This is a genomic window from Nocardia sp. NPDC023852 (assembly GCF_040639505.1).
Taxonomy (GTDB): domain Bacteria; phylum Actinomycetota; class Actinomycetes; order Mycobacteriales; family Mycobacteriaceae; genus Nocardia.
In genome coordinates, this window is record NZ_JBFAAB010000012.1 from 172,936 (window position 1) to 195,484 (window position 22,549).

Sequence of the window (22,549 nt, forward strand, 5' to 3'; positions counted from 1 at the left end):
GATCAGAACACCAGACCGGAGGCCAGGTCGGGGATGCCCAAGGCGTCTATGGCCTGCTGCCGCACATCGGGGCAGCTCTTGATGGCGGCGCGATCGACGATCGCCTTGTCGGCCAGCACCGCGGCGTTGATGGCGCCGTTGCGCAGCGCCCACTCGTGCACGAGAGCGTTGAGCCCGATCTTGCCCAGCGTCCCACCCTGTATCCGCCAGTTCGTCAGTTCCGGGCGGAGCATGTCGCATAGCTGAGCTGCGGACGCGTCGCTGACCTCTTGAGTGGTCGGCGTGCTGCGGCTGGTGGTCGCGCTCGCCGCTGCCGTGGTCGAGCTTTCGGTCGGAGCGGGGCTCGACTCGCTGCCACAGGCGGTGAGTGCTGCGGCGGCGCAAACACCGGCGATCAGCAGTGTGCTGCGGGAAATCCAACGGCTGTGCGGCATCGGTACCTCTGCTCGTGTCGGTATTGTCGGCATCGAGTCTGCCATTTTTTTCCGCTGACCGGCCCGTGCCGGTTGGTTTCGCCGGGAATATGTCAGCGGAAGTGCGCGCGCAGCTCGTCCAGCAGCTCATCGACGACCGAGCAGTGCGACAGGTGGGCGCACCGCTCGCTGGTCATCGCCCGCTCCGACTCGCTCAGAAGCTGTGCTCCGGACCGGGGAAGGTGCCCCGGCGCACCTCGTCGGCGTAAGCGGCTGCGGCGGCGCGCAGTTCGTCGCCGATGTGGCCGAAACGCTTGACGAACTTGGCGGTCTTGCCGCTGGTATAGCCCGCCATGTCCTGCCAGACCAGTACCTGTGCGTCGGTGTCGGCGCCCGCGCCGATGCCGATGGTCGGAATGGTCAGCTTGCGGGTGACCTGTCCGGCCAGCTCGGCCGGCACCATCTCCATGACCACGGAGAACGCGCCCGCCTCCTGCACTGCGATGGCGTCGGCGATCAGCTGCTCGGCGCCGTCGCCACGCCCCTGCACGCGGAAACCGCCCAGGGTGTTCACGCTCTGTGGGGTGAATCCGACGTGCGCCATCACCGGTATGCCCGCGGAGGTGACCAGCGCGATCTGCTCGGCGACGCGCTCGCCGCCCTCCAGCTTCACCGCGTGCGCCCCGCCCTCCTTCATGAAGCGCGTCGCGGTGGCCAGCGCCTGCTGCGGCGAGGACTCGTAGGTGCCGAACGGCAGGTCGGCCACCACCAGCGCGTGCGGAGCGCCGCGCACCACACCGCGCACCAGCGGGATGAGTTCGTCGACGGTGATCGGCACGGTGGTGTCGTAGCCGTACACGACGTTGGCCGCGGAGTCGCCGACCAGCAGCACCGGGATGCCTGCCTCTTCGAACAGTCGCGCCGAGGAGTAGTCGTAGGCGGTCAGCATCGCCCAACGCTCGCCGTCGGCCTTCATCTGCTGCAGGTGATGCACCCGGGTCTTGCGCACGGCCTTCCCGGCCGTGGCGGGCGCCGCACCGTAGGCAGGGGTTTCCGAATCGGATACGGACATCATCGTCCCTTTCGTCTGTGTCGCCTCGGGGCCCGTCCGGGTCCCCGGGTCTGTCTGACGAATCCAGTGTGCCACCCGCCACCGGGGCGAATTAAGGGCCGTGACCGGTGCAATTGGTCACAGCACCGGGCGGGTTTTCCCGATGGCGGCGTCGGCGTTTTCCCGATGGCAATATCGAGGGCATGTCGATGGTGCGAAGTGGGCGCGGTGTGCTCGTGGTGGCGGTGCTGGCGTTGGTTGCTGCGGGGTGCGCTGTCACCCGGGACGAGCCGGGGACCGCGATGCCCGCGCCGCCCACCGGGCTGGAGAAGTTCTACGGGCAGCCGGTGCAGTGGGGTGGCTGTACCGGATTCGGTGGAGCGGACGACCGTTTCCCCCCGAACGCGGAGTGCGCGCGGATCGCCGTGCCGGTGGACTACGCGTCGCCGGACGGCCCGACCGCGCAGATCGCGGTATCCCGGATCAAGGCGACGGGCGAGCGCATCGGTTCGTTGCTGATGAACCCGGGCGGCCCGGGGGAGTCCGGCCTGACCATGTCGTTCCTCGGTAACAAGACGCCGCTGGCCGAGCGCTTCGACCGGGTCGGCTTCGACCCGCGCGGCGTCGGCTCCTCGACCCCCGCGATCGTCTGCCAGACCGCCCAGGAGCAGGACGCCGAACGCGCCGAGCCGCAGGAGGACAACTCGCCTGCGGGCATCGCCGACGCGGAGGCAGACAACCGCAGGTATGTGGACCGCTGCCTGGAACGGACCGGCAAGGACTTCCTCGCGCATGTCGGCACCCGTGAGGTGGTGCAGGACCTGGACGTCATGCGCGCCGCGCTCGGCGACGCGAAGCTCAGCTACCTCGGCTACTCCTATGGCACCAGGATCGGCTCGGCGTACGCGGAGAGGTTCCCGACGCACGTGCGTGCCCTGGTGCTGGACGGCGCGATCGATTCCTCGCAGGACCCGGTGCAGGAGTCGCTGCGCCAAGCGGCGGGCTTCCAGAAGGTGTTCGACGCCTACGCCGCGGACTGCGTGCGGAATCCGGACTGCCCGCTGGGCACGGATCCGGCGCAGGCCGTGCAGCGCTTCCGCGAGCTGGTGAACCCGCTGTGGGACAAGCCGGTCGCGACCACCGACCCGCGCGGGCTGAACTACGGTGACGCGCTCACCGGCGTGCGCCAGGCGCTGTACTCCGACGAAATGTGGCCGGTGCTCACACTCGGTCTGTCCGAACTGCGCGACGGCCGCGGCGACACCCTGCTGTCGCTGGCCGATCTGTACGACGGCCGCCGCGACGACGGCTCCTACAACAACACCAGCGACGCGTTCAACGCCATCCGCTGTATGGACGATCCGCGCATCAGTGACCGCGGTGTCACCGGACGACAGGACACCGAATACCGCAAGGCGGCGCCGTTCTTGGACGACGGGCACGGCACGGGGGCGGCACCGCTGGAGCTGTGCACTTCCTGGCCGGTGTCCAACACCAGCGAACCGCACCGGATCTCGGTGAACGGGCTGCCGAAGACCGTGGTGGTGTCCACGACCGACGATCCGGCGACGCCATACCAGGCCGGGGTCGACCTGGCCGAGCAGCTGGGCGCCGCGCTCATCACCTACCGGGGCAACAGGCACACGGTGGTGCTGGCGGGCGGCGTGCCTTGCGTGGACGACGCGGTCGTCGGCTATCTGGTCGCCCTGACCGAACCCCCGCCGGGCCTCACCTGCTGAACCCGTCGAGTCCCGGCTCGATCGTTGCTGCGCGGTTGAGCTGGAGCCGGAAACTCGGAAATCAGATGTTCCGGCTGTGCGAAGTCTTCCGAAAACACCTACTCAGGCATTTCTGAGCGGGTATGTAACACAGATTTAACGCCAGGTGCTTACGCTCGCGGGCATGGATCGCCAGAAGGAATTCGTGCTGCGGACGCTCGAAGAGCGGGACATCCGCTTCGTACGTCTCTGGTTCACCGACGTCTTGGGTTATCTGAAGTCCGTCGCGATCGCTCCCGCCGAGCTGGAAGGCGCGTTCGAGGAGGGCATCGGCTTCGACGGCTCCGCCATCGAGGGCTTCGCCCGTGTTTCGGAGGCCGACATGGTCGCCCGGCCGGATCCGTCGACCTTCCAGGTGCTGCCGTGGGCCTCCAGCAAAGGCCACCAACACTCCGCGCGCATGTTCTGCGACATCACCATGCCCGAGGGCTCGCCGTCTTGGGCCGACCCGCGCCACGTGCTGCGTCGCCAGCTCAACAAGGCGGGCGACGTGGGCTTCAGCTGCTACGTGCACCCCGAGATCGAGTTCTTCCTGCTGGAGAACGGTTCGAAGGACGGCGCCTCGCCGATACCGGCCGACTCCGGCGGCTTCTTCGACCAGGCCGTGCACGATTCGGCGCCGAACTTCCGCCGCCACGCCATCGACGCGCTGGAGTCTATGGGCATCTCGGTGGAGTTCAGCCACCACGAGGGCGCACCGGGCCAGCAGGAGATCGACCTGCGCTACGCCGACGCGCTGTCCATGGCCGACAACGTGATGACCTTCCGCTATCTGATCAAGGAAGTAGCGATCGACGAGGGCGTGCGCGCGACGTTCATGCCCAAGCCGTTCGCCAAGTATCCCGGCTCCGCGATGCACACCCATATGAGTCTGTTCGAGGGGGAGTCGAACGCCTTCCACGATCCGGACGACCCGATCAACCTGTCGGCGACGGCGCGAGCGTTCATCGCGGGCATCCTCGAGCACGCGTCGGAGATCAGTGCGATCACCAACCAGTGGGTGAACTCCTACAAGCGCCTCATCCACGGCGGTGAGGCGCCCACCGCGGCCTCGTGGGGCCGGTCCAACCGCTCCGCGCTGGTGCGCGTGCCGATGTACACGCCGAACAAGTCGTCCTCGCGCCGTGTCGAGATCCGCAGCCCGGACTCCGCCTGTAACCCCTACCTGGCCTTCGCTGTGCTGCTCGCGGCAGGTCTGCGTGGCATCGAGAAGGGCTACACGCTTCCGCCGGAGGCGGAGGACGACGTGTGGTCGCTGACCACCGCCGAGCGGCGCGCCATGGGCTTCCGCGAGCTACCCGGCACGCTGGACGAGGCGCTGAAGGCGATGGAGCGCTCCGAGCTGGTCGCCGAGACCCTCGGCGAGCACGTGTTCGACTTCTTCCTGCGCAACAAGCGCAGAGAGTGGTCGGACTACCGCAGCCAGGTGACGCCTTATGAGCTCGAGGAATACCTGGGGTTGTAACCCAACGGATGTCCGGCGTCGACGTGCCGACGGCCTCGGCCATGTAATTTGAGAGCTATGGTCCGGCCACCGTCTGCCCGCTCCGCTGTACCCGGCGTCGGTCGGCTCGGATTGCTGGAGCCGTCCGCAGCCGCGTCGCTGCGCGAATTGGGCTGGGACAACGTCGAAAGTATCCCCGTACTGTGGGCGCTGTCCCGCGCGCCAGATGCCGATCTCGCGTTGAGCACGCTCATGCGGCTACGCGAAAGCATCGGACCAGGATGGAAAGCGCTGGATTCGGCGATCCGCACGGAAAAGTCGTTGCGCGGCAGGCTGTTCGCTCTGCTCGGTGCCTCCAGCGCGCTCGGTGACCACTTGGTCGCCGACCCGTCGGCCTGGGAAAACTTGCGCCGCAAGGATTTACCCGGACCCGACGAGCTCGTCGCCGACCTCCTCCAGGTGGTCGACGGGGTGCCGGAGGAGGGGGCCAACGCGGGCCCGATGCTGTTCCGTGCCGGGATCTCCGGTCCCGAGGTGGTGACACTGCTGCGCAAGCGCTACCGCGACCAGCTGATGCTGCTCGCCGCGCTCGACCTGGCGGCCACCGTGGAGAACGAGCCGGTGCTGCCGTATCGGGTGGTCGGCAGGCATCTCGCCGACGCTGCCGATGCCGCCTTGACCGCGGCATTGTCGGTCGCGGTCGCGCGGGTCTGCAAAGACGGGCCGGTGCCGGTGCGGTTGGCGGTGATCGCCATGGGGAAGAGCGGCGCACGCGAGCTGAACTACGTCAGCGACGTCGACGTGGTATTCGTCGCCGAGCCCGCCGACACCACCGCGACCCGCCTGGCGGCCGAGATGATGAGCGTGGCGAGCCAGGCGTTCTTCGATGTCGACGCGGCGCTGCGGCCGGAGGGTAAGGCGGGCGCGCTGGTGCGCACGCTGGAATCGCACGTCGCCTACTACAAGCGGTGGGCGCGCACCTGGGAGTTCCAGGCGCTGCTGAAGAACCGGCCGATGACCGGCGATCTCCGGCTCGGCGAAGAATACCGTGATGCGCTGATGCCGATGGTCTGGTCGGCGTCCGAGCGTCCCGATTTCGTCGCCGACGTGCAGGCCATGCGCCGCAGGGTAGAAGACCTGGTGCCCGCCGATCTGCGCGAACGCGAACTGAAGCTCGGGCACGGCAGCCTGCGCGATGTCGAGTTCGCCGTGCAGCTGCTGCAATTGGTGCACGGGCGGGTGGACGAGACCTTGCACGCGCAGGGCACCGTCGAGGCGTTGGCCGCGCTGGCGGCGGGCGGGTACGTCGGCCGCGACGACGCCGCGAACCTGACCGCGTCCTACGAGTTCCTGCGCTTGCTCGAACACCGGCTGCAGCTGCAGCGGTTGCGTCGCACACACACGCTGCCCGCCGCCGACGACGAGGAAGGTATGCGCTGGCTGGCACGCGCCGCGCACGTCCGGCCGGACGGCAAGCAGGACGCGGTGGGCGTGCTGGCCAGCGAGATCCGCCGAAACGCGATGCGGGTGCGCCGTTTACACGCCAAGCTGTTCTACCGTCCGCTGCTGGAATCTGTGGCGCGGCTGGACTCCGACGCGCTGCGGCTGAGCCCGGAAGCCGCGATTCGGCAGCTGGCGGCCCTCGGTTATGTCGCGCCGGAACACGCGCTCGGGCACCTGAAAGCGCTGACCGGCGGGGTGTCGCGTAAGGGACGCATCCAAGCCTTGCTGCTGCCGACGCTGCTCGAATGGCTCGGTAACACGCCGAATCCCGACGCGGGGCTACTGGCCTACCGCCGGGTCTCCGAGGGGCTTGCCGACCAGATCTGGTTCCTGCGCGAGTTGCGCGACGAAGGGGCGATCGCGCAGCGGCTGATGATCGTGCTCGGCTCGTCGGAGTATCTGCCCGACCTGCTGATCAACGCGCCGGAGACGATCCGGATGTACGCCGACGGTCCCGGCGGTCCGCTGTTGCTCGGTCCACAGACCGAGGACGTCGCGCGCGGCATCCTGACCGCCGCAGCACGCTACGATGACCCGAAACGCGCTGTAGCCGCGGCACGTTCGCTGCGTCGACACGAGCTGGCGCGGGTGGCCTCGGCCGACCTGCTCGGCATGCTCGACGTGCCGCAGGTGTGCCGGGCGCTGTCGTCGGTGTGGGTCGCGGTGCTGGAGGCGTCACTGCGCGCGGTGATCCGGGCAAGTGCGGCGGAGCGGGGCGCGCAGGCGCCCGCCGATCTCGCGGTGATCGGCATGGGCAGGCTCGGCGGAATGGAGCTGGGTTACGGCTCCGACGCCGACGTGCTGTTCGTGTGCGACCCGAAGCCGGGCGAGGACGAGACCAAGGCCGTCAAGTGGGCGATCGGAGTGGCTGACCGGGTGCGGCAGCTGCTCGGGGCGCCGAGCACCGATCCGCCACTGCACGTCGACGCCGGGCTGCGGCCGGAGGGGCGCAACGGGGCGCTGGTTCGCACGCTGGCCGCCTACGCCGCATACTACGAGCAGTGGGCACAGCCATGGGAGGTGCAGGCGCTGCTGCGCGCCCACCAGGTGGCGGGCGATCAGGAACTCGGGCTGCGATTCCTGCACATCATCGACAAGGTGCGGTATCCGGTGGGCGGCGTCTCGGCCGATGCGGTCCGCGAGATCCGGCGCATCAAAGCCAGAGTGGATGCCGAGCGGCTGCCGCGCGGCGCGGATCCGGCCACCCACACCAAGCTGGGACGTGGCGGACTCGCCGACATCGAGTGGACTGTTCAACTGACGCAGCTGCGCCACGCCCATGACGTCCTCGGCTTGCACAACACTTCCACGCTGCAATCGCTGGACGTGATCGAGGAGAAAAAGCTGCTGGACGCCGCGGATGTCGCGCTGCTGCGTGACGCGTGGCTCACCGCGACCAAGGCCCGCAACGCGCTGGTCTTGGTCCGCGGCAAGCCGACCGACCAGCTACCCGCCCCGGGCCGACTACTGTCCGCCATCGCACGCGTAGCGGGATGGCCCAACGACGACGGCAGCGAATTCCTCGACCACTACATGCGCGTCACCCGCCGCGCCAAAGCCGTGGTGGTGCGGGTATTCGGTGCGTGACGCGGCGAAATCGACTGTGGCTCATGTATTCCCGGCACCGACACCACCTCCACCGGCATCAACGGCCATTGTCAGCTATCGCCTGCGCCAATTCGGCGATTCGAGGCGCGTCGAACAAGGCCCGCACAGTCACCTTCACGCCAAGGACCTCCCGGATCCGAACGGCCAGTCTGGTGATCGAAAGCGAGTGTCCTCCGAGCTCGAAGAAACTGTCGTCGATCCCGACTCGTTCCACCCCCAGCACCTCACCGAATAGTGTGGCCAGCAACTTCTCCTGATCGGTGCGCGGTGCTCGATACGCCGCATCGGCGTATTCCGGGGCCGGGAGTGCCCGGCGATCCACCTTTCCATTCGCTGTCAACGGTAGCGTTGTCATCACCATGATCGCTGATGGCACCAGGTATTCGGGCAATCGAGACGAGACAAACCGACGTACCTCGCTTGCCGCCATGGCACTACCGTTTGCCGGCACGATGTAGCCCACCAGCCGTTTGTCGCCCGGTTGGTCTTCGCGTACCACCACCGCCGCGCGTGCTACCGCGGGATGGGCGGCAAGCGCCGCTTCGACCTCGCCCGGTTCGATCCGGAATCCGCGAACTTTCACCTGGTCGTCGACCCGTCCTATGAACTCCAACTCACCCCCGTGATTCCACCGAACGACATCCCCTGTCCGGTACAACCGCTCACCGTCGGCCACTGGATATGGGTTCGCCACGAACCGCGAGGAGGTCAACCCCGCTCGCCGCAGATAGCCTCTGGCCAATTGCACACCCGCGACGTAGAGTTCGCCCGCGACCCCGACCGGAACCGGACGCAACCGGCCATCCAGCACGAACAGCCGCGTATTCCCGACCGGCGAACCGATCGGCACGGTCGGGTCGGTCTCGGACAACGGGGAACTCATCGAAACGCACACAGTAGCCTCGGTGGGCCCGTACCCATTCACCATCCGCCGTGTGGCCGACCATCGCGCGACCAACCCGGGAGTGCAAGGCTCGCCTGCGACAACGAGATCGGTAACGGAACTCAGTTCCGCTGGGTTGATCCCATCGAGCACACCGGGAGTGAGAACCGCGTGGGTCACTCGGCATTCGTTGATCAGGTCGGCGAGCTCGGCACCGACCACCCGGCTCTGCGCGGGTATCACGAGTGTGGCCCCGGATCCGAGTGCCATCAGCAGTTCGAAGAAAGCGGCGTCGAAGCTGACGGAGGCGAACTGCAATACGCGACTGTTGTCGTTGATGTCGAGCAGATCACGCTGGGCGGCGAGTAGATTAGCGACGCCGGCGTGTGTGGTGATAACGCCTTTGGGCGTGCCCGTTGATCCAGAGGTGTAGATCACGTAGGCCGCGTTGAGTGGATTCAACGGGCGCAGGCCGTCGGTATCGGTGATCGGGTCGCCGCTATGTCCGCCCACGAGCGCTGCCGTGTCAGCGTTGTCGAGTGCGAGCACCGGAATGTCCGCCGACAAATCAATCGAGTCCGACGACAACACCGATCCGGCTGTGCTGGACTGGGTCAGGATCAATCGCACAGCGGCGTCGCCGAGCATGAATCCGACCCGTTCACGCGGGTAGTCGGGATCGATAGGCAGGTACGCCCCGCCTGCTTTCGAGATTGCCATGATTGCCACGATCATTTCCGATGACCGTGGCAACACGATCGCGACGATCCTCTCCGGGCCGACGCCGCAGTCGATCAGCACCCGCGCCAACCGGTTGGACTGTCGATCCAGCTCCAGGTAGGACAACGACCGATCGCCGGATGCTACTGCGGTGGCATCCGGCACGCGAGCAACCTGACGGGCGAACAATTCCGCGACCGTCAACGGTCGCACCGACCCAACACGTTTGCCGGTGTTGTTCCACTCCGCCAGCAACCTATGCCGCTCCAGATCGTCGAGCAGATCGATCGACCCCGTCCGGGTGCCCGAATCGGCCACGACAGCTTCGAGCACTCGTCTCAGCCGAGTGAGCAACATCTTGATGGTGGCCGGATCGAACAGATCGGTCCGAAATTCCACCATGCCGTCTACCGCGACACCGCCCGTGCCGACACCACCGCGCTCGGTCATGCTGAAGGCCAAATCCATTCGAACGGTACCCGTATCGACGAACTCCGAGCGTGCCTCCAGCTCTGGCCCCAGACCTTCGGCCGATACCGGATCGGCTTGCTCGGTGTTGTCCCAAGCGAGCATCACTTGGAATATCGGGTGGTGGGCCGTCGAACGCGTCGGATTGACGGCCTCGACGAGGCGCTCGAAGGGGACATCCTGATGGGCGTAGGCGTCCAGGCAACGTTCCCGCACCTGAGTGAGAAGCTCCGCGAAAGTGGGATCGCCGGAGAGATCGGTCCGCAGCACAAGGGTGTTCACGAAGAACCCGACCGATTCGTCGAGTGCCTCGTCGGTGCGTCCGGCGACAGCCGAACCCAGGACGATGTCGTCTCCGCCGCCCATGCGCGACAGCAGCACCGCCAACGCCGCGTTGACAACCATGAAAACGCTTGCCCCATGGGCTCGGGCAAGTCTTTCCAATCCCGCACACAGCTCTGCAGGCCACGAAAATCGCTCGGCTGCACCTATATACGACACTACTGGCGGGAAAGATCGATCAACGGGCAGCATGATCCGTTCCGGCGTTCCGGCCAAAGCCCGTTTCCAATAGCTCAGCTGTTCGGCGATCCGACTGTCCGGATCAGCCTGCTCGCCCAGCAGATCCTGTTGCCACAGCGTGTAATCCACGTATTGCACCGGCAACGGCATCCACTCCGGCGCTCGCCCCGCCCGACGGGCCACATACGCCTGGCTGATGTTCCGCCACAGTGGTCGGATCGACCAGCCATCAGCGGCAATGTGATGGACCACGATAACCAGCAGATGCCGGTCCACGCCCACGCCGAACAACCACGCCCGCACCGGGATCTCCGACTCCAGATCGAAGGCATAGTGCACCGCATCGGCTACCGCCGTTTGAGGCTCGACTTCCTGCGAGATCAGCAACCGCGGACAGGCATCCTCGACCGGCAACACGTGCTGATGTGGGACACCGTCGCGTTGTGGGAACACCGTGCGCAAGCTTTCGTGCCTCTCCACCACATCGACCAGCGCGTCCTGCAGGGCCGCCGTATCCACTGCTCCGGTCAACCGCACAACCATCGGCATGTTGTAGGTCGCCGAGGGCCCTTCCAGCCGATGGAGGAACCACAGTCTCCGCTGTGCGAACGACAACGGCACTTCCTGTGGACGGTCTTTGGTAGTCAATATGGGACGCACCCGAACACCATTTTCGAGTCGTTCCGCCAACTCGAAAACTGTGGGTGTGTCGAACAAGTCCCGCACACCCAACTCGATTCCCAACATCACACGTACTCGATTGGCCAGTCTCGTCGCAGATAGTGAATGCCCACCCATATCGAAGAAACTGTCGCCGATCCCGACACGTGCCACTCCCAACACTTCGGCGAACAACCCTGTCAGTATCTTTTCCCGGTCGGTCCGCGCCGCCCGATATGTCACGCCGGTGAATTCCGGAGCCGGCAGCGCCCGACGGTCCAACTTTCCGTTCTGGGTCAGCGGGAACCGTTCTACCACAACGACTGCTGCGGGCATCATGTAGTCTGGCAAACGGGATGCCAGAAATGGCTGTATAACGCTTGTCAGGGCGGCGATTTCACGGGAGCGTACGGGCCTGTTGGTGAGCTTGTCCGCAGAGAATTCATCAGTTGTCCTCGGCGTGTACGCTCCGATCCATGATGCTGAGGTCATCCGCTCCGATTCGGCGAAGACGACGTCGAACTGCTCAGGAATATTAGACCATGTCATGATCGCCCGATAGTTTTGTTCGGCGGCCAGACGGCTGAGTTCGGACGGGTCGATCGAATCTGGGTGCGGTGGTGGCGCGTTGAGATCGGCGATGGCGGCGGCGAGAGATCCGCCGCGCAGGCTGCGCTCGGCCATGATTTCCTGAAACAGGCGACCGTTGGGAATGCCGTCTACGCGAAGTACCGGAGGTGAATCGGCGCGCAGTTGGTGGATAAGTTCATCGATGCCACTCACCAGGTGTCCCCAACGCAGTCTCGGTGCATCTTCGAGTAGCTGTTGCGCGGCGCTCGGCTTGGTGTGAAGTTTCACATCGTATCGGTAGCGCGTCAGCTCGTTGTGATGGGCGCCGTCCTTGATTCGGATATCGACACCAGCGATGTCGGAAGTATCGTTTGCGAACGTCACGAAGAAGTCTGGATCGACCATCAACTCCTTCTCTATTGTCATGGCCCGTTCAGCGGCTGTCAGTGCCGCCGTCGCCGTAGTTTCCGGCGTGGCATGATGTAATTCGACCGCGGTGTGGAAACAACTCGCCAGGCGCAGGTTACGAACATCGCCGACAAATATCACGCCGTCCGCTCTCAGTAGCCGGGCAGCCGAGCGCAGCACCTCGACCAGATATTCCGCGTGCGGGAAGTACTGGACAACCGAATTGATGACAACCGCGTCGAAGAAGTTCTCGGGCAGGCCGTTGGTGTCATCCGCACCTTGGCAACGCAAATTTATCTCGCCTGCCAGGCCGGGACGTCCCACGAGCTGGGAGCTCAGGCGATCGATGACCGACTGGGAGACGTCGGTGCCCCAGTAGCTTTCACACGTGGGCGCGACCCCACTCAGTATCAGGCCCGCGCCGACACCGATTTCCAGGACCCTTCTCGGAGCGATTTCCAGGATCCTTTGTACGGTCTCCTCGCGCCACTCGCACATCTCCGCCCGCGGAATCGGTCGATCGGTATAGCTGCTGTTCCAGCCCGAGAAGTCCGCTCCGAGCGCTGGGACGCCGGACGCGTTATAGATATCGTCATAAACCTGGCGCCACGCGTCGACATGCTCGACATCCCTGGCCTCCGAGTGTATTCCGTTTGCCGGCACGATGTAGCCCACCAGCCGTTTGTCGCCCGGTTGGTCTTCGCGTACCACCACCGCCGCGCGTGCTACCGCGGGATGGGCGGCAAGCGCCGCTTCGACCTCGCCCGGTTCGATCCGGAATCCGCGAACTTTCACCTGGTCGTCGACCCGTCCTATGAACTCCAACTCACCCCCGTGATTCCACCGAACGACATCCCCTGTCCGGTACAACCGCTCACCGTCGGCCACTGGATATGGGTTCGCCACGAACCGCGAGGAGGTCAACCCCGCTCGCCGCAGATAGCCTCTGGCCAATTGCACACCCGCGACGTAGAGTTCGCCCGCGACCCCGACCGGAACCGGACGCAACCGGCCATCCAGCACGAACAGCCGCGTATTCCCGACCGGCGAACCGATCGGCACAGCGGCCTGAGTAGGGGCCTGCGACACGGCGAATGAGGTGATCGCAACGGTTGTTTCAGTCGGACCGTAACCGTTGATGATGCGAACGCCGGGGATATACGCCAGGGTTCTCTCGACGAGTGCCGCCGTCAGCGGCTCGCCGATGAAGACGACAGCTTTTGCGTCGAGTTTCGCCGCAGTGGGTTGTCCGATCAGCTCGCCGAATGCCGACGGTGCCGCGCTGATAATATCGCCCGTCCACGAATCGCGCTCGGCCAATGTCAGAATATCGCGGACGATTTCGATGCTGCCGCCTGTGGTCAGCGGGCAGAATACTTCGAACACAGACACGTCGAAGGTCAACGAGGTACTGGCCAGCATTCGCGATCCCGCTGTCATCTCTATCCGAGATGACAGTTCGCGAATCGACGCCGTCGCGTTGTGGTGCGTGATGACGACGCCCTTGGGTACGCCTGTGGATCCCGAGGTGTAAATGACATAGGCCGGGTTGAGCGGTTGCAGTGGGAATAGGCGGTCGCTGTCGATGAGGGGCGCGTCATCCTGGCCGGCCATGAGCCGGACGGTCTCGGTGCCATCGACTGCGAGTACCGAGACCGCGGTCGGCAGGTCGATGGTATTCGGGCGCATCGTCGATTCGGCTGTCGCGAAATCGGTCAGGATTAGACGCACGGCGGCGTCGGTGAGCATGAACCCGATCCGCTCGCGGGGATGGCGTGGGTCGATCGGCAGATACGCCCCGCCTGCCTTGATCACCGCCAGAATCGCGATGATCATCTCCAGTGATCGCGGCAGCATCACCGCCACAATCGTCTCTGGGCCGACACCTCGATCGATCAGTACCCGGGCCAGCCGAGAGGACTCGTGATCCAGTTCCGCATACCGCAGCGAACGATCGTCGAATATCGCTGCGACCGCGGCCGGTGTTCGATCGGCCTGACTGGCGAACAACTCCGCGACCGTAACTGGCGCCACCGGAGAATCCTCAGCATCCTTCCCTGTTCCCGACGTTGCCGGATCGGCCTGTCTCGAACCCGCTGTAGGCGGGGTCGATGATTTGCGGGGAAGGACGAGCATCATCGATGCGATCAGGCCTATCAGCAAGATCGCGGCGGGTAGATAGGTCGATTGGCTCAGCGCCGCACTGAACGGAGACTTCAAGAACTCGGGCAGCTGCCAGGTATCGTCGGCTGCCGATGACGGAATTCCATGTGCTGTCATCCGAGCGGTGATCAATGCGCCGATCGTCGCACTGCCCAGGACCGAGCCGACCAGACGGGTGGTGTTGTAGACGCCGGCGCTCGCGCCGGCGTGGCGCACGGGGAGGTCGCGTGCGGCGGCGGCCGATAGCGGTGCCCAGACGCAGGCCGCTGCGAGCCCCATTGCGATGGATGAGAGCACAACCTGACGAACCGCGGTGGTCGGTGTCATTGCTGACGCCAGCCACGCCATCGAAGCGGCGAACAAAAGGAAACCGAAGCTCGGAATGGCACGCGGGTGCACGTGGTCGGCTAGTTTGCCGATGAATGGGCCCGCGATGCCGGTGACGACCGCCATCGGGGCGAAAGCCAAAGCCGCTGCCATCGGTGACAAATCCCGTACCGCCTCCAAGTAGAAATACGCAGGTACCATCAGGGCGGTTTCCGCCGCACCCGCTGCACACACCGCGACATTGGCCGAAGCGAAATTCCGATAGCGGAACAGCCCTAGCGGCACCAACGGCTCGCCTCTACCGTGAGCCTGAGTCACGACGAACCCGACCAGCACCGTAAGTCCTACGCCGATCGACACCCAGACTCCTGTCGACCAGTGGTAGGCGTTGCCCTGCTGAATGCCGAACACCAACAACGTCATACCGACCGCACTGAGTGCCACACCGGGAAGATCGAGCCGATGTGTGTGGGTCGGCAACGAGGGCACCAGCCAGACCGCCAAGGCGAACGCGGTGACTCCTATCGGGATGTTGACGAAGAATATCCACGGCCAGCCGATCCGGTCGACCAGCACGCCTCCGATGATCGGGCCGACCAGCATCGACAGCCCAGCGACGGACGCCCACAGGCCCGTCGCCGCGCCACGCCTGTCCGGTGGGAAGATCCGGGTGATCACGGCCATGGTCTGTGGCGTCATCAACGCTGCGCCGATACCCTGCGCCGCGCGCGCGGCGATCAGCATTTCGATGGATCGCGACAGGCCGCACCACAGTGAGGCGGTGGTGAAGACGACCAGACCGATCAGATAGATACGCTTGGGCCCGAACCTGTCTCCGAGCCGTCCGGTCAGCAACAGGGGCACCGCATAGGTGAGCAGATAGACGCTCGTCACCCAGATCACACTGGACATATCAGCATTCAGATCAGCTTTGATGGCCGGAGTCGCGACCGCAACGATCGTCATGTCCACCAGGATCATGAAGAAACCGGCCAACAGCGCCCACAGCGCAGGAAACGGATTGTATTCGGCGGGCAAGGTCGTTCCTTGTCTATTCTGGGACTTGTCGATTCGGCGACCTCGGCATCGTGGATGAACCTGGTCGAGGCCCGGTTCGGCGTCACCGACCGCCAAGCCATGCATCGAGGCACTTCCGCGGTGTCCGCGAGCCGGACACCGAGATCCGCGAGTTCACCAACGGCTGGAACCGACACCCCACCCGCTCACCTGGACCAAAGAAAGCCGAGGAGATCCTCCCGAGGCCAACCGTCCAGAACGTTCAAATACCTGCCACAGCTTACCGTTCGATAAGGATCGGGTCCATGGTGCCGGCAAACTGATGAATAGAACCCATTGGACCTGTTGAACAGTTCGTAGTACCGCGAGTGGGTTCCGCTCAGGCGCCGGCGATCCCGGTGCGGCCCACCCAGTGACCGATCCTCCGCACCAGACCGGCATTGCCGCCGTTTTCGCCGACCCATTGTGCATACTTCACAACACCCGGCTGAAAGTACGGTCTCCCAAACCATTTCCCACCTCAGTCCGGCTCGCTAACCTCATGCATCACAGCAGATGGGAAAGTAGTCGAATACATGCCTGATACGGCTCCATGATTCACGTGATGGTGCGCCGCCGAATCGGGCGAACCACGTTGTCTCCGGGATGAGCACGGAGAATCGGTCGCACTGTTCGAAGCTGAAGGTGCGAATTGTCCGTCTGTGCCCGGTGTCCAATTCAATGACGCGTCATTGAATTCTGAAAAGAGTCAACCAATGGTAAGAATCAGCCGAAAAGCGGCGGTGCTAAAACGCCCCACACCATTTTCGCACATCGAATCCGAGGCCGGCGCACCTGTCATTGCGGAAGCTTTGCCGCAGCTGTCCGGCACACGTGTGTACCCCGAGTTCATGCCCTACCTCGACTTTCCGTTGATCACCAGGATGCTCCTGTACGGCGACGGCTCGACAACCGTATCGCTCCAGCAGATCACAGGGTCACGCATCGTCGCCGACGTTTTGCCGCCGTTCGCAGCCGACGCGAGTGTGCATCCTCGCTTCAGCGACGTCTTCTCCTCGACAGATCCGCATGCTCTGTGTATCCGACACGCCATATTGCGGGACGAGTCGGGCTCGGTCGTCAGCGAGAACCTCATCACCTACCGTGCGGCGGATGAGGACACTCTGATTCCTCCGGCTGGAGCCCCGTTCGGAATGCATACTCGTCGGCTCGGACTGTACGAGAGGCGGCGATTGTTCGATTCAGGGGTCACACGCGACTCGTTCGGCCTTCTACCACGGGCCTCGGTCGGGCGCTGCTACGAGATAGCGTTCTCATCGCTTCAGCGAGTGCTTGTGCACGAAGTATTCAACCCTGATCTGCTCGCGCCGTGGTCGCGGGGCGATAGGTGCCAACGGTAGGGCGAATACGCGGAGGGGCAGTCCTAGTTCTCCAGCCGGCCTGTGTGGTCGGTGGTGATGGCGGCATGCGGCGCCCGGGTCGATGGTCGGGGGCTGGCACGGACTTTCGCGGCGTGGTCGGACCCTCGGTTCCGATGTGCTTGTGCACAGCTCACAACAAGCAACTGAAAGTGCGTCCTCCGGAGCCGTTTCCGGCCTCCAGCCCGTCGACTAGCGTCCTACACCATAGCGGTTGGACAGTGATCGAAGTCGAACGTCAGATGCTGAAGTGTCGGAGTGTCCGGCGATCCTCTTTGTTGCTGAATGTCCTGTGCTGCACAATATCCGGCTCTCCGGCCAGTGGTGCCGTGGACGCATTGGTCCATGCTTGTCGGTACAAGTAGGTCCGGCAGGGGAGCGGAGAGGTTGGAAGCTGTGCCGGATGGCGACGTGGGCAAGGGCGATGTGACGGGAAACCGCGGTGTGCAGGGGTCTACCTCGGTAACGGCGACACCGCTTTCCGGAGGGATTGGTCTATGGCTCGATCCGAACCAGCTGCTGTCCCCCATTGCGATGGTCGATATGGTAAACGACAAGCTCGCCACGATAAATAACCTCCTGGCAAAATCGACCGCCGACGCAGTTCTCGACATGGTGCCATTGATGATATATTCCGGAATCTTCGGCGATACAGCCATCGAATCTGCATGGGCAGAATTCCATCAGGCCTGGGTTCGCGAGACAGGTGTGACGAGCTCGGCAATGGCCGAACTAAGGAAGCTGCTGCCCGATGCCGCTGAGAAATATGAAGGAGCAGATCTGGATGGCGGCAGGGAGGTCAGCGGTGTGGATATCGATACCACCGGCTCGGGGGTATTCAGGGTGAACCCGCCGCCCATTACGAGCCCATTGGAGTTGGATCCGCTCGATGTGAATAAGCCTGCGGTGGCCGAGCCCAAAGCCACAATGCAGAGGCTGTAGGCCGGGGTCGGGAGATGAGCACGGTGTCCGCCCTGCAGGCGGCATTGGACGTGATCGATAGCCTGATGTTCGAGAGCCACGCACAGATCCTGCGACCTCCGAGATTGCCGGCGCGATCGACCCGTTCCCGAGCTTGCCGCGCGCGATCGACATCGCCCTGATCCCCCCTTCGCCGAGTGGGTCGCCGACGAGCATCACCGAGCGGGCACGCGACTATCAAGCCGTGGCGGGCGCGTGTTCGGTCGCCACCCTGCATTTGCGAAACGTGGAAACCAGATCGCTCCCTAGTGCCTGGCGGGGAGCGGCTGCGGAGACCGCGACGGAAGCGGTTCGGGCTCTCGCATCACAATCAGAGGCAGCCGGGGCCGCTATCGATGGCGGAGCTGACGCATTGAATGTTTTTGCCGAGCAGCTGGCACAGGCACAGAAAGTCGATGAACAGGGCGTCGAACTGCTACAGCAGGCCAAGGCTGCGGCGTCATCGCTGAGCGGTTCGGGGATGATGTGGTTCGAGATTCGCCATCGGGCGGCAGAAGGCTGCCATTACCGCCTCGCCGCCGCCAAACTTCGGGATCAGGCTGCAACCGATGTGGTGAGCGCACTCGATCAGTTTGCCGCACAAGCCCGGGCGAGGCAGATCAATTCACCCGGCATCGATCCATTGTCCTCGGTAGTTCTGGCATATGCGGGGAACAGCGGCTCTACGGCGAATCCGCTCGCGGGCATCCTCACGCCGACAGCGTTGGCACGGGCCTCGCAACTGCTGAATACTATGTCGGAGGCGGATCGCAAGAAATTCGAAGAAATGCTCGCCGCCGCCTACTCCCCACACGAGGCTGCGTACATCTGGAAAGCGTTGGCAGCCGGATATTCGCTTGCCGATGTCGAGTCGTTCGTCGAATTGATACACCCGCACGGAGAGGACCTCGCTTGGCTGTCTGCCCATCTGAACCCAAACGTGCACAGCACCGATACCAGATTGGGGGAAGGTGGTGAATACATATCGGGTTATAGAGGCAAGTCGACCTTCACGACCCCAGCAAAGGAGAAAGGTAAGGTCGATGTCCACAATTTATACGGGCAGGACTCGACGAACTGTGTCGCCGCCTCCACCGTCATCGCACGAGCCGCCAACGACCCGGTATTCATGCTGGGATTAACCACCGGCCAAGGCCCTGCCGCAGTGGCCGGCGCGGAACCGGGCAACGATTCCTCCACCGCGTTCCGCGACAGGTTGGTTCGTGTCTATGGCACCACCGACGCCACCTGGGACGGAAGCGACAAGGACCTGGCCGAACTGTTCACCACCGCGCTCCGGCCGTCAACCGGCGATACTTACACCATTACGTATGTTGATGGTAGTTCTCCTTCCGAGTCGGCGGCGGCTCGGCAGGCGATGTTGCCGGAGATCGAGACCGCGGTGAATGCGGGCAAACCGGTTCCCATTACCGTGGATAGGGACCCCGGGAAAAGGGAGCTGCCCACGAAGTGGTGATCATGGCGGCGCAAGGTGACAAGCTGGAGATCTACAACCCCTGGGGCTACACAGAATGGGTCACCAAGCAGCAGTTCATCGATGGTGAGTTGGGCGCGATCACGGACAGTGACCCGAACGAGGGTCTGAGCAATGCCGTCGATGTCGCCTTGCCACTATGAGTGACCCGAGGATTCGTCGCGACGAAGAGCTGCGCGGGATCGATATCGAGGCCGCGATCGCTGCCGGCATGGCCGAACCTGCCGAAGCCCGCACGGCCCTGTTCGGTGCGGCGGCAGTAGCGGCGGCGTTGTACGCGGAGCAATTCGAGGTCGGCCCGTACCCTCTCGAATTCCTGGCCGGCTGTGTGCGGGCGCTCGGCTTGGATGGCGCATTGGAGTTGCGTGAACCGTTGATCGGGGAGCAGTCGACCGAGGTGGTCCGCGGCTGGATGTCGGCAGCGCGCCTGCCGAACAGCCCCGATGCCCTCCGCGACCAACTATTCGCCAGGTGGCTGGATGCTGTCGCGGTGGTGCTTGCCGCACGCAGGCATGTCCGAGCTACTTCCGTCGCTGAGAAGTTCGGCCCTGAAGACGACGACGCGGTCTGATCAATTCCTATTCGCTGACCGAGAAGCGGCGCGCGGCCGAGCCACTGCTCACCACAGCGCACCGGCGGCATCCGAGCTGTAGAGCAGGCCGAGCGCGTCGCGGTCCACGTCCCCACCATGTATCAGATGCCCTGATATTCGTGGGTTATGACGACACCACATGACTTCGAATTCGAAGCCGTCTACCAAGGCAAAGGCGGTCCGTTCGGGCCGGGCGTCAAACCGCCGTGGAGCATCGGGGAACCCCAGCCGGAACTAGCCGCACTGATCGAACAGGGCAAATTCCATGGCGATGTCCTCGACGTCGGATGCGGAGAGGCGGCGATCTCGCTGCATCTGGCCGAGCGGGGCTACACCACCGTGGGACTGGATCTGTCGCCGACCGCGGTGGAGCTGGCCCGCGCCGAGGCCACCCGGCGTGGCCTGGGCAACGCCTCCTTCGAGGTCGCCGACATCGCCTCCTTCACCGGCTACGACGGCCGCTTCGGCACCATCGTCGACAGCACGCTGTTCCATTCGATCCCGGTCGAGTCGCGGGAGGGCTATCAGCAGTCGATCGTGCGTGCCGCCGCGCCGGGCGCGTCGTATTTCGCGCTGGTGTTCGACCGGGCCGCCCTGCCCGAAGTGCCCGAACCGGGGCCGTCGCCGGTCACCGCCGACGAGCTTCGTGAGGCGGTGTCGAGGTACTGGGTGATCGATGAGATCAGGCCGGCGCGAATCCATGGCAACCTACCTGCGGGCAACCTCGAGTTGCCTGCGGACATGGGTTTTCGGTTCGAGGGCCTACGCGACGAACCCAACGGCCGCAAGTCGGTTCCGGCTTGGCTGCTGTCGGCCCATCTGGGCTGATCCGCCAAGCAGCGAGATCGCAGGGTTGCATTGCCCGGGCAGGAGGCTGTATCAGCCCAGCTTCGCCACGATGTCAGCTACCTGCTCGGGCATCGACAAGAACGGCGAATGGGAGGAGTCGAGCGCCACCACGGCGGTCGGGTTGTCCGGGAAGGTGGCGTCCGCGTCGCTGATGAACTTCTGCTGCAGGCCCGGTCGGATCGCCATGTCACGAGCGCAAGTGACATAGGTGCGTGGCACCGAGCCCCAGCCATCGCGGGTCAGTGTGGTGGCACCGAGCGCGATGCCGGCTGGAGCGTCCGGCGTCAGCAGTCCGATAGCCGCGTCGGCGACGGCCGGATCGACATCGCCGAACAATGCATCCCGCAGTTGCTGACGGTAGTCGGGGTCATCGGAGGCGAGGTCGAAGCGCAGTGCGCCGATCGCGGCGGGGTCGGCCCGAAAGGACGGTGCGACCAGTTCGCCCGCGTTCTCGGGCAGATGGATGTAGGCGATGGCCGGCACGTCCGAGGCAGGCATGAAGGCGGCCAGGTACACCGCGTGCGCCAGCAACTCCGGCGCCAGTTGCGCCGCCCGCGTCAGCACAGTGCCGCCCATGCTGTGCGCCACCACGGTCACCGGGCCACCGCGGCCGACCTCCTCGATCTGCGAAACAAGCAGGTCACCTGCCTGCTCGAGGTCCACCCCCGCCACCGGAGACATCTCTGTGGCCAGAATTTCAGCGTCGAATGGGCGTGTGGTGAGGCACTGTGGCCGAACAGCACGAAGCCCGTGGCCCGCCATGTCCACCGCGACGGACGCGCGGCCCATCCTCGCCACGCGGGCGATGACCTCACTCCAACACCAGGACCCATGCCAGTAGCCGTGCAGGAAAAGCAGTGGGGTCGAACCAGCGGACATGATCACTCCCTAAGTGACGGCCGGCTTCTGCTGCCAGTTCCCGTCCCGGACAGGGCGGCCATGCCTCGGGCACCAGGCTACCGCTGCGCTCAACGCCCGCGCGACCGTGGATTCGGGGCCGACCCGCGCCGAAACCGAGGACCCCACGCCGCCGGTTTTGTACACCACCTTTGAGGAACTCAGCACTAGAATCGTGGAATTGCCTTCGATGGGGTCAGCTTGACGTTGCCTGTCCAGTATTCGGAATGCGCCATGATCTGTAGTATTTCCGACGCTTTGTGGAGGTCGCCTGCGTTGGCGGCGGCCAGGTATTTCTGGCTGAGATGGGGCATGATGAACCTGTTCATCAGCAGGCCACGTTCCTGACTCCAGCCCTCGAACTCGGGAGGCAGCGGGTATTCCTTGTTCGACTGTATGATATTCCCCTTATTATCGCGTCCAAGAATTTGGCTTCCGCTGGCGAGGGCCTCGATGCCTCTGATCTTGTCCCTCGTGGGATTTTTGAAGTAGTCGTCGAGATATTTCTGTTCGTCCTTGGTGAGATCGGTCCACGGAACCCGGTCGATGTAGCGTCGGTTTGCCAGCCGGTGCGCGGTGTGCTCGAAGAGAGCCATGTTCGCCGGTGTTTGAGCCAATTTGAGGACCGACATCGAGGCCACGGCCTCGCCGATGTACGCGTCACCATCCCAGACGCTGGGACCGAACTGCTCGCGGTAGTTGTAGGCCCGCATGGCTCCGACCATCATGTCTTTGTCCTTGAACCCGGCGTCCATCATGGAGGTGACGACGTCGCCCAGGGATCCGCCGCGGTTGATGACGCG

Annotated in this window: 14 protein-coding genes; 9 read left to right on the forward strand and 5 right to left on the reverse strand. The window is 64.5% G+C overall.

Features of this window, described 5'->3' with window-relative positions; genetic code table 11:
- Positions 1 to 2: 2 nt before the first annotated feature.
- The gene (locus tag AB0H00_RS18410) at positions 3 to 233 is read right to left on the reverse strand and encodes a hypothetical protein (protein WP_357267569.1); all 231 of its coding nucleotides are present in this window, start codon (positions 231 to 233) and stop codon (positions 3 to 5) included.
- Between the two features lie 49 nt (positions 234 to 282).
- Here AB0H00_RS18410 and AB0H00_RS18415 point away from each other — a divergent pair, with 49 nt between their 5' ends.
- On the forward strand, positions 283 to 492 hold the full coding sequence (locus AB0H00_RS18415; protein WP_357267571.1) for a hypothetical protein: 210 nt from the start codon (positions 283 to 285) through the stop codon (positions 490 to 492).
- A gap of 135 nt (positions 493 to 627) precedes the next feature.
- Here the strand turns inward: AB0H00_RS18415 and panB are convergent, their stop codons facing one another.
- Positions 628 to 1,485 (reverse strand): 3-methyl-2-oxobutanoate hydroxymethyltransferase, encoded by an 858-nt coding sequence (gene panB / locus AB0H00_RS18420; protein ID WP_357267608.1) that lies wholly within the window; start codon positions 1,483 to 1,485, stop codon positions 628 to 630.
- 188 nt (positions 1,486 to 1,673) lie between these two features.
- On the opposite strand from panB, the gene AB0H00_RS18425 reads away from it, so the two are divergent.
- The 3 genes from AB0H00_RS18425 (at position 1,674) to AB0H00_RS18435 (ending at position 7,776) form a co-directional block, all read left to right on the forward strand.
- The gene (locus AB0H00_RS18425; RefSeq protein WP_357267610.1) at positions 1,674 to 3,203 is read left to right on the forward strand and encodes an alpha/beta hydrolase; all 1,530 of its coding nucleotides are present in this window, start codon (positions 1,674 to 1,676) and stop codon (positions 3,201 to 3,203) included.
- Between the two features lie 163 nt (positions 3,204 to 3,366).
- On the forward strand, positions 3,367 to 4,707 hold the full coding sequence (gene glnA, locus AB0H00_RS18430; RefSeq protein WP_357267573.1) for a type I glutamate--ammonia ligase: 1,341 nt from the start codon (positions 3,367 to 3,369) through the stop codon (positions 4,705 to 4,707).
- Between the two features lie 57 nt (positions 4,708 to 4,764).
- Positions 4,765 to 7,776, forward strand: a complete 3,012-nt coding sequence (locus tag AB0H00_RS18435; protein ID WP_357267574.1) for a bifunctional [glutamine synthetase] adenylyltransferase/[glutamine synthetase]-adenylyl-L-tyrosine phosphorylase — start codon at positions 4,765 to 4,767, stop codon at positions 7,774 to 7,776.
- Between the two features lie 58 nt (positions 7,777 to 7,834).
- On the opposite strand, the gene AB0H00_RS18440 is transcribed toward AB0H00_RS18435, so the two are convergent.
- Complete coding sequence (locus AB0H00_RS18440; protein WP_357267576.1) at positions 7,835 to 15,556, reverse strand: amino acid adenylation domain-containing protein; 7,722 nt, start codon at positions 15,554 to 15,556, stop codon at positions 7,835 to 7,837.
- Positions 15,557 to 17,349: 1,793 nt separating this feature from the next.
- Here AB0H00_RS18440 and AB0H00_RS18445 point away from each other — a divergent pair.
- The 5 genes from AB0H00_RS18445 (at position 17,350) to AB0H00_RS18465 (ending at position 20,828) form a co-directional block, all read left to right on the forward strand.
- On the forward strand, positions 17,350 to 17,895 hold the full coding sequence (locus AB0H00_RS18445; RefSeq protein ID WP_357267578.1) for a hypothetical protein: 546 nt from the start codon (positions 17,350 to 17,352) through the stop codon (positions 17,893 to 17,895).
- Positions 17,896 to 18,286: 391 nt separating this feature from the next.
- Entirely contained in the window at positions 18,287 to 19,390 is a 1,104-nt protein-coding gene (locus AB0H00_RS18450) for a hypothetical protein (RefSeq protein ID WP_357267580.1), read from the forward strand.
- Positions 19,391 to 19,392: 2 nt separating this feature from the next.
- Positions 19,393 to 19,551, forward strand: a complete 159-nt coding sequence (locus AB0H00_RS18455) for a hypothetical protein (protein ID WP_357267582.1) — start codon at positions 19,393 to 19,395, stop codon at positions 19,549 to 19,551.
- Positions 19,548 to 19,979, forward strand: coding sequence for a hypothetical protein (locus tag AB0H00_RS18460; protein WP_357267584.1), 432 nt, complete (start codon positions 19,548 to 19,550; stop codon positions 19,977 to 19,979). Before AB0H00_RS18455 ends, AB0H00_RS18460 begins: the two co-directional genes overlap by 4 nt.
- A 147-nt stretch (positions 19,980 to 20,126) precedes the next feature.
- On the forward strand, positions 20,127 to 20,828 hold the full coding sequence (locus AB0H00_RS18465) for a class I SAM-dependent methyltransferase (RefSeq protein ID WP_357267585.1): 702 nt from the start codon (positions 20,127 to 20,129) through the stop codon (positions 20,826 to 20,828).
- A 51-nt stretch (positions 20,829 to 20,879) separates the two neighbouring features.
- Here the strand turns inward: AB0H00_RS18465 and AB0H00_RS18470 are convergent, their stop codons facing one another.
- Complete coding sequence (locus AB0H00_RS18470; RefSeq protein ID WP_357267587.1) at positions 20,880 to 21,728, reverse strand: alpha/beta fold hydrolase; 849 nt, start codon at positions 21,726 to 21,728, stop codon at positions 20,880 to 20,882.
- Between the two features lie 185 nt (positions 21,729 to 21,913).
- On the reverse strand, positions 21,914 to 22,549 hold a 636-nt coding region (locus tag AB0H00_RS18475), incomplete at its 5' end, for a hypothetical protein (RefSeq protein WP_357267589.1).